Origin of the sequence: Burkholderia sp. BCC1996 (genome assembly GCF_905339955.1) — a bacterium.
GTDB lineage: Bacteria > Pseudomonadota > Gammaproteobacteria > Burkholderiales > Burkholderiaceae > Burkholderia.
Genome location: NZ_CAJPHM010000033.1, coordinates 22876 through 35821 on the forward strand (window position 1 = coordinate 22876; position 12946 = coordinate 35821).

The window sequence follows — 12946 nt, forward strand, 5'->3', positions numbered from 1 at the left end:
AACCACACATTCCGAGGAACGACGATGCTGCTTGCTCAAATCAGCGATCTCCACATCAAGCGTCCGGGCCAGCTCGCGTACCGGCGCGTCGACACGGCCGCCGCGCTCGCGCGCTGCATCGCGAAGCTGAACGCGCTGGTGCCGCGCCCCGACGCGGTGCTCGTTACCGGCGACCTGACCGACTTCGGCCACGACGACGAATACCGCCACCTGCGCGACCTGCTCGCGCCGCTCGAGATTCCGTATTACCTGATGGTCGGCAATCACGACGATCGTGCGGGGTTGCGCCGCGCGTTCGCCGATCGTCCCGAATTGCAGGACGGCGAGTTCGTGCAGTACGCGCTCGACGTCGGCGCGGTGCGCGTGCTCGCACTCGATTCGCAGGTGCCCGGCACGAGCCACGGCGACCTGTGCGATGCGCGGCTCGCGTGGCTCACCGCGCAACTCGACGCCGCGCGCGACCGGCCGGTGATCGTCGCGCTGCATCACCCGCCGTTCGTGTCCGGGATCGGACATATGGACGCGCTGCGCCTCGCGCCCGCCGCCGCCACGAAACTCGACGCGCTGCTGCGGCGCTATCCGAACGTCGAGCGCGTGCTGTGCGGCCACGTGCACCGGACGATGTTCACGCGCTTCGGCGGCACGCTCGCATCGGCCGTGCCGGCGCCCGCGCACCAGGTCGCGTTCGATTTGCGAGCGGACGCGCCGTCCGCGTTCCGGCTCGAGCCGCCCGCGTTCGCGGTGCACGTCCATACGCCGGACATGGGGATGACGTCCCATCACGTGTACGTGGACGAAGGCGACGGGCCGTATCCGTTCTATGAGCCGAGCGGGGAACTGGTCGATTGAACCGTACGCAATCGCGGATGCATGACGAGCGGCTGCGGCCGGTCGGGGCCGCGTCGAATGATTGCGGTTGATTGCGGTTGAGCGCCGCCGGCCATGCTGCGATCTCGCCAGCAGCGCAGCCGACTGCGCCTCTGCGCCTCTGCGCCTCTGCGCTTCTGCGCTTCTGCGCTTCTGCGCTTCTGCGCTTCTGCGCTTCTGCGCTTCCGCGCTTCCGCGCTTCCGCGCTTCCGCGCTTCCGCGCTTCTCGGCTGCTGGGCTGCTGGGCTGCTGGGCTGCTGGGCCGCAGCGCCGCAGCGCCGCCGGCACGATTCCCGGTGCTCCGGTATGATCGGCACGCTCGATCGGCGCCCGGCCGCCTGCGCCACCGACGCCGCGCCGCGCGCCACGCCGCCCAACTCCGTTCCGTTGCCGCCATGTCCGCCGCCTCCACCGACCGTCCGACCGACGCCGCCTCGCCCCACTACTCGCGCAGCCTGCTGTTGCTGCTCGCGACGATCGCGGGCGTGTCGGTCGCGAACATCTACTACAACCAGCCGCTGCTCGACAGCTTCCGCTCGGCCTTCCCGGACGGCGCGTCATGGATCGGCGCGGTGCCGACCGCGACGCAGCTCGGCTATGCAGCCGGGATGTTCCTGCTCGCGCCGCTCGGCGACCGCTTCGATCGCCGCGGGCTGATCCTGATGCAGATCGCGGGCCTGTCGATCGCGCTGATCGTGGCCGCGGCCGCGCCGTCGCTGGCAGTGCTGGCCGTGGCGAGCCTTGCGATCGGCGTGCTCGCGACGATCGCGCAGCAGGCCGTGCCGTTCGCGGCCGAGATCGCGCCGCCGGCCGAGCGCGGGCATGCGGTCGGCACCGTGATGAGCGGCCTGCTGCTCGGCATCCTGCTGGCGCGCACGGCGGCCGGCTTCGTCGCCGAATATTTCGGGTGGCGGGCGGTGTTCGGCGCGTCGGTCGCGGCGCTCGTCGCGCTGGCCGCGGTGATCGTGCTGCGGCTGCCGCGCAGCTCGCCGACGTCGACGCTGCCGTACGGCAAGCTGCTCGGCTCGATGTGGCACCTGGCGGTCGAACTGCGCGGGCTGCGCGAGGCGTCGCTGACGGGCGCCGCGCTGTTCGCCGCGTTCAGCGCGCTCTGGCCGGTGCTCACGCTGCTGCTCGCCGGTGCGCCGTTCCACCTCGGCCCGCAGGCCGCAGGGCTGTTCGGGATCGTCGGCGCGGCCGGTGCGCTGGCTGCACCGTACGCGGGCCGCTTCGCGGACACGCGCGGCCCGCGCGCGATCATCTCGCTCGCGATCGCGCTGCTCGCGGCGTCGTTCGTGATTTTTGCGCTGTCGGGGACGAGCCTAGTCGGGCTCGTGATCGGCGTGATCGTGCTGGATGTCGGCGTGCAGGCCGCGCAGATCTCGAACCAGTCGCGCATCTACGCGCTGAAGCCCGAGGCGCGCAGCCGCGTGAATACCGTGTACATGGTGTGCTACTTCATCGGCGGCGCGCTCGGCTCGTCGGCCGGCGTCGCCGCGTGGCACGCCTTTGGCTGGATCGGCATGTGCGCGGCCGGCCTGCTGTTTACCGCACTCGCCGGCTGGTCCCACCATCGCGGCGCACGTCGCGACTGAACGCCGCGTCGCGCACCGGCGTCATGCGTCGGCCCGCGACGCGGCCGGATTGACGGCCGGCGGCGGCGTGAATGCCTGCGCGGGATCCATGACCGCGGCCGGGTCCACGACGGCGGCCGGTGCGGGCACCGCAAGCGGTACCGCGGAAGGCGCGAGGATCGGTGCCGGCTCCGGCATCGCCGCCTGAGCCGGTACTGACGCCGCATCCGCCGTCGATTCGGCGGCGACGGTTGCCGCGGTCGCCACGGTCACCACGCCCGGCGCAGCATCGGCCGCCGCGCGCGCCGCGGGCCGGCGCGCGGGATCGAACAGGAACGACAGCCCGACGCTGCCGAGGATCGCGACGGTGGCGACCACGGTTGCCGTCGTCACGGGCTCGCCGAGCATCAGCGCGCCGAGCGCGACCGCGACGATCGGGTTCACGTACATGCAGCTGCTCGCGATGATCGGGCTCGTGTGGCGAATCAGGTAGCCGTACGCGACGTACGCGGCCATCGTGCAGAACACCATCAGGTACACGAACGCGAACACCGGCGCGACCGCGACCTGCTCGATGCGCTCGCCCATCAGCCACGCCCCGATCGTGGACATCAACCCGCCCAGGCCGATCTGCAGCGACGTCGACAGGAACAGGTCGGACGGCAGCTTGAGCCGCGTCGCGAGATGCGCGCCGCCCGCCCAGAACAGCGCGCCGGCCAGCACGCAGATCGTGCCGAGCGCCGAGTTCGCGGCGGCCGCGCCGCCCGAATTCAGCACGACGATGCCGACCATCCCGAGCGCGACGGCCGCCCACTCGCCCTTCGTCACCGCGCGCCCGGCGACCGCCGCGATCACGGTCGCGAACAGCGGCACCGTCGCGACCATCACAGCGGCCGAGCCGCTGCTGACCGTGCGCATCCCGAGCGCGATCGTGCCCGACGACAGCGCGACCAGCATCGTGCCGACGATCGCCGAGTTGCGGATTTCGAGCAGCGTCGGCCATTCGGGCTTGCGCCGCAGCGCGAAGATGAACAGGCCGATCCCGCCGAGCAGGTTGCGCAGCCCCGACAGCAGCAGCGGCGGGAACGACTGCAGCGCGAAATGCAGGCCGCTGTAGGTCGAACCCCAGACGAAATAGATGAAAACGAGGGCGAGCGCGACGCGGCCGCCGCGGCTTTGCGGCAGGCGGATCCGGATCGGCAGGCGGGCGAGGAAATCGAGGAGGCGGTCGAGCGGGGTCATCGTTCAGCCCGCCCGCACGACGTGTCGCGTGCTCCGCTGAAAGACGCCGGAGAGACCGGCAAACGGCCCTGACTGGACCGGGAAGGCGGAGACGGACGTGCGGAACGACATGGCAGTGCGAACGGCGACGAATAAGAACCGGCAAGCGGCGGCAGAGGGTCGAAAAGCGGGCGCGAGCCGCTTCGGCTGCGCACGCTCGGCATTATGGCATCAAGGATTCGAAAGCATCATCAGACCAGTCTGAAAGCTTATCCACTGACGTTTCGGCGCGACATTTTTCGGCATCCGGACCAACCGGATCGGGGGCCGGATACCCGCGGCGCGGGCGTCGCGCGGGCCGCCCGGCATCCGGTCCCGCCCGTGGCGATCGCTCCATCGGCCTGATGGCCAGTCATGCGCTTCAGCGGTCGCTTCGCGCTTATGGTGATGATCGGTGACGGTCGGCAGGCGCGTCCGGCCGCCGACATTCGCCCTTTCGACCCGCACACCACCCATACAAAATTTTGTATAATTCCACCATTCTTCCGCCGAAGCCCGTCGTGTTCGTCGGCACCGCACTCGACGACCTGCGCGGCTTTCCGCTTCTCGCGCGCCGCGAAGCCGGCCACCAGATCGACCAGGTGCAGCGCGGCCTCGCGCCCGACGACTGGAAGCCGATGCGCACCGTCGGCCCGGGCGTGCGGGAAATTCGCCTGCGCGACGCGAGCGGTGCGTTCCGGATCGTCTACGTCGCGACCTTCGCCGACGCGATCTACGTGCTGCATTGCTTCCGCAAGCAGTCGGCACGCACCTGCAAGACCGATATCGACCTGGCGGCCCGACGCTACCGGGCGCTGATGATGGAGAGGAAACGATGAGCAACGAACGTCATGCGAGCGTCTGGGACGCACTCGAAGGCCGGCCGGCCGAAGCCGAGAACATGAAGCTGCGCTCCGAGCTGATGATCGCGCTCAAGCAGCGCATCGCGCAGCTCGAGCTCAGCCAGGCGCAGGCCGCGCAACGGCTGGGCGTCACGCAGCCGCGCGTGTCCGATCTGCTGCGCGGCAAGATCAACCTGTTCGGGCTCGACGCGCTCGTGAACATGGCGGCGGCGGTCGGCCTGCGCGTCGACCTGCAGGTGCGCGAATCCGTGTGACACGCCGCGACGCACGGCAGCACGCGTTCGCGCGCCGCCGCTTCACGATCCGCCGAACCAGTTGTACCCCTGATCGACCCAGTAGCCGCCCGGGAAGGTATCGGTCACGAAGATTTCCATGATGTGCTTCGGATTCTTGTAGCCGAGCTTGGTCGGCATCCGCAGCTTCATCGGGAAACCGAATTCCGGCGGCAGGCGATGGCCGTCGTAGTCGAATGCGAGCAGCGTCTGCGGATGCAGCGCGGTCGGCATGTCGATGCTTTCGTAGTAGTCGTCCGCGCATTTGAAGCCGACGTATTTCGCGTGCGTATCGGCGCCGGCACGCGCCAGAAACGCGCCGAACGGCGTGCCGCCCCAGCGGCCGATCGCGCTCCACCCTTCCACGCAGATGTGCCGCGTGATCTGCTCCGCGTGCGGCAGCGCATACAGCTCGTCGAGCGTCCACACGCGCTTGCCCGTCACGCGGCCCGACAGCACGAGCCGGTACGTCGATGCGTCGACGTGCGGCACGTCGTCGATGCCGTAATACGCATTGAACGGGAACGGCCGCGTGATGTCGGCCTCGGTGTAGGTCGGCGCGAGCCGCTCGCCGCTGAAGAGCCACGCCTGCACGCGGTCGTTCATGCGCGACACCTTCTCGAGGAACGTGTTGACCGACGCGTCGTCCTTCAGCGTGCAGCCGGTCAGCATCGTCAGGCCGCCGAGCGTCAGGATGCGGCGGTTGAACAGCCGCCGCGACGGCATCTCCAGCTCGCGGCGCACGTCGAGTTCGAGCGACTTGCGGTCGAGCGTCCAGCGCGAATCGGCGCGCCTGTATTCGGAATCGGACATGATGATTTCCTTCACCCGGAGTTGACGGGTCAGCGCCCGCGCAGCATCGCGAGCAGCGAGCGCGGCACCAGCAGCGCCATCGCGACGTGCACGAAGAAGAACGCGACGAGCAGCGACATCGCCCAGAAATGCACGACGCGCGCGTTGTCGTAACCGCCGAACAGTTCGCGCAGCAGCGGAAACTGCACCGACTTCCAGATCGTCAGCCCGGACAGCACCAGCACGATCAGATCGACGATCGCGACCAGGTACGCGGCACGCTGCACCGCGTTGTAGACGCTCAGATCGTCGTGCGCGAGCCGGCCGCGCAGCGCGGCGCGCACGTCGCGCCACACGGACGCCGGCGTGACCGGCAGCATCTTGCGCGCGAGGCGTCCGGTCGCGATCGACATCGTCAGGTAGAACAGCCCGTTGCCGACCAGCAGCCACATCGCCGCGAAATGCCATTGCAGCGCGCCGCCGAGCCAGCCGCCGAGCGTGATGCCGTGCGGAAACACGAACGGCGGATAGATCGGCGACGCATCGTAGATGCGCCAGCCGGACAGCGCCATCAGGATCGCCGCGAGCGCGTTGAGCCAGTGGCTCACGCGCACCCACAGGGGATGAATCTTGCGGGCGGGCGGCGTGACGGCCGCGCGCCCGGTGGCGGGAACGGTTTGCATGATGAAGACTCCCGGAACGGGTCGACGAGTCGAGACAAAACGAGACGCGGGCGGCCGTCGTCGAGCACATGCGCCGGCCGCACGCCCTGCCCGGCTCCGTCAGTTCGACGGCGCCATCTTGTCGTCCGACTTCGCCTTGCCCATCTCGTCGTGCGACATCGCGTCTTTCTTCATCGCGTCCTTCTTCATCGCATGCTTCTTCATGGCGTCCTTCTTCATTGCGCCGTCCTTCGCCATCGCGTCGTGCCCCATCGCGTCCTTCGACATCGACGAGCCGTTTTGCGACATCGCGTCGTTCTGCGCATACGCGCCCGTTGCAAGCGTGGCGAAAGCAGCGACACAGGTGGCGATCAGTACGTTTTTCATGACATCTCTCCAAAACATGGGTTTAAGGAGCCGAATAGACGGACGACGTCGCGGGAAATGACAGCCGCTGCGAAATTTTTTTTGTGAGGTCGCGCGAAGGCGCGCCATGTTGCACCGCTTCGCCGCGGCCGGCCGAGCCGTGGGGCCGCGCGGCGGCGACGCGCGCTGTCATTTCGACGGGCCATCACACCGCCCGCCATGCTGCGGCCGCACCGGGATGGCCGATCCCGTCCCGGTTGAAACCGCCGCCAAGCCAGTGTATCGTGTGCGCTGCTAACGCGGGGGTCCTGCAATGCGTTCGGTCAAACAACCGGCATTGCGGGTGAGAAATACCCTTTGAACCTGATCTGGATAATGCCAGCGCAGGGAAGCGTACGGATTTCACCGCCATCCTTCTGACGAAATCCGCCGCCTCACCAAGCCTCGTCTCCTGCTTAGCTCGAGCCCCACATTCGTCAAGGGCTCCGGGCAAGCGCCGAAGCGCCTGCCCGGCGCTCACACAGGAGATTGCATGAACGCCAATCCGAAGTTTCTGTCTGCCGACGCCCACGTCGACGCTGCTGCCGTCGCGCCGCTGCCCAATTCGCGAAAGGTGTATGTAACCGGCTCGCAGCCCGACATCCGCGTGCCGATGCGTGAAATCACGCAGGCCGACACGCCGACCGGCTTCGGCGGCGAAAAGAATCCGCCGATCTACGTGTACGACACGTCGGGCCCCTACACCGATCCGGACGCGAAGATCGACATCCGCGCGGGCCTGCCCGCGCTGCGCCAGCGCTGGATCGAGGCACGCGGCGACACCGAGGTGCTCGACGGCCTGTCGAGCCAGTACGGCCTCGAGCGCGCGGCCGACCCGGCTACCGCCGACCTGCGTTTCCCGGGCCTGCACCGCAACCCGCGCCGCGCGCAGGCCGGCAAGAACGTCACGCAGATGCACTACGCGCGGCAAGGCATCATCACGCCGGAAATGGAATACATCGCGATCCGCGAGAACCAGCGCCGCGCCGAATACATCGAGAGCCTGAAGTCGAGCGGCCCGAACGGCGCGAAGCTCGCCGCGATGATGGGCCGCCAGCATCCGGGCCAGGCGTTCGGCGCCGCGGCCTTCGGCGCGAACGCGCTGGCCGAGATCACCCCCGAGTTCGTGCGCGACGAAGTCGCGCGCGGCCGCGCGATCATCCCCGCGAACATCAACCACCCGGAATCCGAGCCGATGATCATCGGCCGCAACTTCCTCGTGAAAATCAACGCGAACATCGGCAACTCGGCCGTCACGTCGTCGATCGGCGAGGAAGTCGACAAGATGACGTGGGCGATCCGCTGGGGCGGCGACACGGTGATGGATCTGTCGACCGGCAAGCACATCCATGAAACGCGCGAGTGGATCATCCGCAACAGCCCGGTGCCGATCGGCACGGTGCCGATCTACCAGGCGCTCGAGAAGGTCAACGGCAAGGCCGAGGACCTGACCTGGGAAATCTTCCGCGACACGCTGATCGAGCAGGCCGAGCAAGGTGTCGACTACTTCACGATCCACGCGGGCGTGCGCCTGCAATACGTGCCGCTCACCGCGAACCGGATGACGGGCATCGTGTCGCGCGGCGGCTCGATCATGGCGAAGTGGTGCCTCGCGCATCACAAGGAAAGCTTCCTGTACGAACACTTCGAAGAGATCTGCGAGATCATGAAGGCGTACGACGTGAGCTTCTCGCTCGGCGACGGCCTGCGCCCCGGCTCGATCTACGACGCGAACGACGAAGCGCAGCTCGGCGAGCTGAAGACGCTCGGCGAGCTCACGCAGATCGCGTGGAAGCACGACGTGCAGGTGATGATCGAAGGCCCCGGCCACGTGCCGATGCAGCTGATCAAGGAGAACATGGATCTCCAGCTCGACTGGTGCAAGGAAGCGCCGTTCTACACGCTCGGGCCGCTCACCACCGACATCGCGCCGGGCTACGACCACATCACGTCGGGCATCGGCGCCGCGATGATCGGCTGGTTCGGCACCGCGATGCTGTGCTACGTGACGCCGAAGGAACACCTCGGGCTGCCGAACAAGGACGACGTGAAGGAAGGGATCATCACGTACAAGCTCGCCGCGCACGCGGCCGACCTCGCCAAGGGTCACCCCGGCGCGCAGGTCCGCGACAACGCGCTGTCGAAGGCGCGCTTCGAGTTCCGCTGGGAAGACCAGTTCAACATCGGCCTCGACCCGGACAAGGCGCGCGAATTCCACGACGAGACGCTGCCGAAGGATTCCGCGAAGGTCGCGCACTTCTGCTCGATGTGCGGCCCGCACTTCTGCTCGATGAAGATCACGCAGGACGTGCGCGAGTTCGCGGCGCAACAGGGCGTATCGGAAAGCGAAGCGCTGAAGAAGGGGATGGAAGTCAAGGCGGTCGAGTTCGTGAAGACCGGCGCCGAGATCTATCACCGTCAGTAAGCCGGCCAGCGAACGCGGCGGTCCGCACGGACCGCAGCGTGGCGCACTGCACCAGGCCCGCTTTCGAGCGGGCTTTTTTGCGTGCCCGCGCATGCGTCGTGCCTGCCGGCGCAAGGGAAACAATTGATTACGAAACCGCCCGAGCCTTAACAAGTCCTTACAGCAGCCCGTTGGGACGGCAGGTAGATTGGTTTCATGCGCGGCCGCGATGCGCTCGTGCGACCTTCCGTTCACTATCGCGAGGACAACCATCATGAATGCTTCGATTCGGCGTTTTGGGGTATGCGCGCTGCTCGTCACGACGGTGGCCAGCCTGTCGGCCTGCGATTCGATGACGCGGCGCCAGCGCGATACGGCAATCGGTGCGGGTGTCGGCGGCGTCGCGGGCGCGGCGATCGGCGGCAACGCATTGTCGACGCTGGGCGGCGCAGCCGCCGGCGGCATCATCGGCAACCAGGTCGGCAAATAAGCCGACCGGCTTACCCGGCTGCCGCGCGACGCGCGGCAAGCTCCGGCCTGACGGCGTTTCCGCGCGGCGGAAGCGCCGTTTTTCGTATGCGGCGCCGCAACACGACGCAGCGGCACGGAAATGATCCGTTACCGTTTTGCGCATCTTGTCATCGCCGCGCGGCCTAAGCTTAAGCATCTGCCGATTGCCGGCTCCGCCGGAGAGACATCATGAACAGGACCCTCGTCGCACTCGCCGCCGCGGCGCTCGCGTGCACGACGCTCGCCGGCTGCTACTACCCGTACGGCTATTATCCCGGCGGCTATTACGCGGCCGCACCGGCACAGCCGGCGCCCGTGTACGTCGATCCGGGCCCCGCCTACTACTACCCGGCGCCTGCGTATGCGCCGGCATGGGGCGGTTATTGGGGACCCGCGCTGTCGCTCAATTTCGGCTTCGGCGGACGCGGCGGCTGGCACCACCATCACTGAGCGCGCCGCTCCATGCGCAGCCGGTCTCGCGCGGCCGGTCGCCCCGAGCCGGCGACCGGCGACCGGCGACATTCCCGTTTCTGGCCGTTTCTTGCCGTTTCATCCGATCGTGAAACGACGGCGCGGTAACGCGGTGTAAGATCCTTTGCATCCCGTCCCGTCGCCCGCCACGCTCGATGTCACCCAAGAACGCATTTCTGCTGACCGTCCTCGCCGCCTTGTGGGGCGCGTCGTTCCTGTTCATCCGGGTCGGCGTCGCCGACTTCGGTGTCGCGCCGCTGATGGCGCTGCGCGTGGGTATCGGCGCGCTGTTTCTCACCGGCTTCGCGCTGACGCGCTTCAAGCCCGCCGAGCTCGGCGCGCAGCTGCGCCGTCGCGCACGGCCGTTGTTCGTCGTCGGCGCGCTGAACTCGGGCATCCCGTTCTGCCTGTTCGCATTCGCCGAACTGACGCTGTCGGCCGGCGTGACGTCGGTGATCAACGCGACGACGCCGCTGTGGGGCGCGCTCGTCGCCTACCTCTGGCTGAAGGACAAGCTGTCGCTGCCGCGCGCGCTCGGCCTCGTGATCGGCTTTGCCGGCGTGCTCACGCTCGTGTGGGACCAGGTCGCCAACGCAAGCGGCAGCACCGGCGCCAGCGCCACCGCGCTGGCTGCCGCCGCCGCGCTCGGCGCGACGCTGCTGTACGGCATCGCGGCCAACTACACGAAGCGCACGCTCAGCGGCGTCGACCCGCTCGTCAACGCGACCGGCAGCATGATCGGCTCGACCGTGCTGCTGCTGCCGTTCGCGATCGCGACCTGGCCCGCGGCTGCCGTCAGCGCGCATGCGTGGGGCGCCGTGCTCGCGCTCGGCATCGCCTGCACGGGCATCGCGTATTTCATCTTCTTCTATCTGATCGCGCATGTCGGCCCGGCGCGCGCGATTACGGTGACGTTCGTGATCCCGGTGTTCGGCCTGCTGTGGGGCGCGCTGTTCCTCGGCGAACACGTGTCGGTCGTGATGATCGAAGGCTGCGCGATCGTGCTCGTCGGCACCGCGCTTGCGACCGGCGTGATCAAGCGGATTCCCGGATTGGGCCCGCGCGGCGGCGAAGCGACCTGAGCGACGCGCTGGGCCCCGCGCCTGCCGGTTGCCGGTTGCCGGTTTCCCGCGAGGCGGCGGCCACCGTTCGTCGAGCGCCGCGCATGGACCGGTGCGCGACGGCGCAGGTCGTTTTCACCTGATGCCGATGCAGCCGCATGGCTTGCCCGTTTTTCCGTTTTCCTGACCCGCCGGCCTTCTTCGCACGCAATGCACGCGGCATACGCGGCGCTGTCGCCGCGTGCACGACCGGCGGCCCTTGCGTGTCGAGCTTGCGGGCGGACAACCCCGTCCAGGCGACGGTGTAGCGTTTGCGTCTGGAGTTACCCTGATACGCGCGCCGCGCCATTCCCGTTACACTCGTAACACTCATCCGCAGAAGGCGGTCACGATGCACCACGTTCTTTCGCGTCCACCTGCGCGTGCGACGGCTTCTGCGTGGCGCGCACGATACCGTCCCCCGATCGCCCCAGGGCGTCGTTGACATGAAGGCCGCCCGCGACATCTCGCTCGATTCCCTGCTCGAACGCCTGACACCGACGCCCAGCGGCTGGATCGCCACGTATCGCGACACGACGCTGCGCAGCGTGTTCCAACCCGTGCTGTCGATCACGCACAAGCGCGTGGTCGGCTATGAAGCGCTGCTGCGCGTCGTGGACGAGAACGGTACGCTGGCTTCGCCTGTCGCGCTGTTCGACAAGACGCGCGCCGCTGCCGACGCGCTGCTGCTCGACCGGCTCGCCCGCTGCCTGCATACGGCCAACTTCGTCGCGCAGGGCATCGGCGACGGCTGGCTGTTCCTGAACGTGACGCCACGCGTGCTCGATTCGGGCCTCGTGCAGCGCGAATTCGTCGAGGCGCTGTGCCGTCATTTCGCGCTGCCGCCGAACCGCATCGTGCTGGAAGTCGTCGAGCAGCCGTCGCGCGACGAAGCCGCGCTCGCCCGCACGATCGACATGATCCAGCATCGCGACTTCCTGATCGCGATCGACGATTTCGGCACCGGATTCTCGAATTTCGACCGCGTGTGGCGCGCGCGACCCGATATCGTCAAGCTCGATCGCTCGCTCGTCGAGCGCGCGAACGCGTCGGCCGACGATCGCCGCATCATGCATCACCTGGTATCGATGCTCCACCAGGCCGGCGCGATGGTGCTCGCGGAGGGTGTCGAAAGCGACGACGCGCTGCAGACGCTGATGGAAGCCGATATCGATTTCGTCCAGGGCTTCCAGTTCGGCCAGCCCGATGCGTCGATCGCGCACGCGAGCGCCGCGGCGCCCGCGATGCTCGACGCCGCGTGGCAACGCTTCATCGCGCGCCGGCATACGCCGGCGATCGCCGAGCAACCGGGCTTCGATGCGATCGAGCGGCTCGTGCTCACTGGCGCGGCTGCCTTTTCCGTGAGCGGCAACCTGCAGGACGCCGCGCAGCGCGTATTCGCGGTGCCGGCCGCGCGCCGCGTGTTCGTCACGGACGAGATCGGCGAACAGTTCCTGCCGTCGATCGGCGCGCGCCCCGAGGATGGCCAGGCGAGCGGCACGCGGCTCGCACCGCTGTTCCCGGAGACGCACAGCAACTGGTCGCGGCGCCCGTACTTCCAGCGCGCGATCGCGGCGCCGGGGCGCGTCGCGCTGATGGGCCCGCACTTCTCGCTGACCGAAGGCCGCGACTGCTACACGGCGGCTGTCGCGATTCGTGCGCAAAGCCGCCTCGTCGTGTTCTGCGTCGACTTCGTGCTCGACAGCGCGGGCACCGTGATGCGCTGACGGGCGCGGCGGCGCCCGCCATGCCGGCCGGGTCGATCT

Annotated in this window: 13 protein-coding genes and 1 riboswitch; of the genes, 9 read left to right on the plus strand and 4 right to left on the minus strand. The window is 68.3% G+C overall.

Annotated features, from left to right (window positions below; translation table 11 throughout):
- Nucleotides 1–24: 24 nt before the first annotated feature.
- Nucleotides 25–849 carry a phosphodiesterase gene (locus U4Z64_RS32540; RefSeq protein WP_124487539.1) on the plus strand — a complete coding sequence of 275 codons (825 nt, stop codon included), beginning with the start codon at nt 25–27 and terminating at the stop codon, nt 847–849.
- Nucleotides 850–1262: 413 nt separating this feature from the next.
- A complete protein-coding gene (locus tag U4Z64_RS32545) occupies nt 1263–2462 on the plus strand; it encodes an MFS transporter (RefSeq protein WP_321822130.1) in 1200 nt (399 codons plus the stop codon).
- A 21-nt stretch (nt 2463–2483) separates the two neighbouring features.
- Here U4Z64_RS32545 and U4Z64_RS32550 read toward each other — a convergent pair whose 3' ends face one another.
- On the minus strand, nt 2484–3683 hold the full coding sequence (locus U4Z64_RS32550; protein WP_044848005.1) for an EamA family transporter: 1200 nt from the start codon (nt 3681–3683) through the stop codon (nt 2484–2486).
- Nucleotides 3684–4186: 503 nt separating this feature from the next.
- Here U4Z64_RS32550 and U4Z64_RS32555 point away from each other — a divergent pair.
- Nucleotides 4187–4540: a type II toxin-antitoxin system RelE/ParE family toxin gene (locus U4Z64_RS32555; protein ID WP_044848006.1), complete on the plus strand. Its 354-nt coding sequence runs from the start codon at nt 4187–4189 to the stop codon at nt 4538–4540.
- Nucleotides 4537–4818 (plus strand): helix-turn-helix domain-containing protein, encoded by a 282-nt coding sequence (locus tag U4Z64_RS32560; RefSeq protein ID WP_124487536.1) that lies wholly within the window; start codon nt 4537–4539, stop codon nt 4816–4818. Before U4Z64_RS32555 ends, U4Z64_RS32560 begins: the two co-directional genes overlap by 4 nt.
- Nucleotides 4819–4860: 42 nt before the next feature.
- Here U4Z64_RS32560 and U4Z64_RS32565 read toward each other — a convergent pair whose 3' ends face one another.
- The 3 genes from U4Z64_RS32565 to U4Z64_RS32575 form a co-directional block, all read right to left on the minus strand.
- Nucleotides 4861–5649: a molybdopterin-dependent oxidoreductase gene (locus U4Z64_RS32565; protein WP_124487535.1), complete on the minus strand. Its 789-nt coding sequence runs from the start codon at nt 5647–5649 to the stop codon at nt 4861–4863.
- A 29-nt stretch (nt 5650–5678) separates the two neighbouring features.
- On the minus strand, nt 5679–6311 hold the full coding sequence (locus tag U4Z64_RS32570; protein WP_321801342.1) for a cytochrome b/b6 domain-containing protein: 633 nt from the start codon (nt 6309–6311) through the stop codon (nt 5679–5681).
- 99 nt (nt 6312–6410) lie between these two features.
- Nucleotides 6411–6677 (minus strand): pentapeptide MXKDX repeat protein, encoded by a 267-nt coding sequence (locus U4Z64_RS32575; protein WP_044848009.1) that lies wholly within the window; start codon nt 6675–6677, stop codon nt 6411–6413.
- A 270-nt stretch (nt 6678–6947) separates the two neighbouring features.
- Nucleotides 6948–7064: riboswitch (TPP riboswitch) on the plus strand.
- Between the two features lie 124 nt (nt 7065–7188).
- Between U4Z64_RS32575 and thiC the strand changes: the two genes are divergently transcribed.
- The 5 genes from thiC to U4Z64_RS32600 all read left to right on the plus strand — a co-directional run bounded on the left by thiC (nt 7189) and on the right by U4Z64_RS32600 (nt 12907).
- Nucleotides 7189–9120 carry a phosphomethylpyrimidine synthase ThiC gene (thiC, locus tag U4Z64_RS32580; protein WP_044848010.1) on the plus strand — a complete coding sequence of 644 codons (1932 nt, stop codon included), beginning with the start codon at nt 7189–7191 and terminating at the stop codon, nt 9118–9120.
- A 253-nt stretch (nt 9121–9373) separates the two neighbouring features.
- Nucleotides 9374–9589 carry a glycine zipper 2TM domain-containing protein gene (locus U4Z64_RS32585; RefSeq protein ID WP_044848011.1) on the plus strand — a complete coding sequence of 72 codons (216 nt, stop codon included), beginning with the start codon at nt 9374–9376 and terminating at the stop codon, nt 9587–9589.
- A gap of 209 nt (nt 9590–9798) precedes the next feature.
- On the plus strand, nt 9799–10059 hold the full coding sequence (locus tag U4Z64_RS32590; RefSeq protein WP_321822131.1) for a hypothetical protein: 261 nt from the start codon (nt 9799–9801) through the stop codon (nt 10057–10059).
- Between the two features lie 176 nt (nt 10060–10235).
- Nucleotides 10236–11162, plus strand: coding sequence for a DMT family transporter (locus tag U4Z64_RS32595; RefSeq protein WP_321822132.1), 927 nt, complete (start codon nt 10236–10238; stop codon nt 11160–11162).
- 464 nt (nt 11163–11626) lie between these two features.
- Nucleotides 11627–12907, plus strand: a complete 1281-nt coding sequence (locus U4Z64_RS32600) for an EAL domain-containing protein (RefSeq protein ID WP_321822133.1) — start codon at nt 11627–11629, stop codon at nt 12905–12907.
- Nucleotides 12908–12946 lie beyond the last annotated feature (39 nt).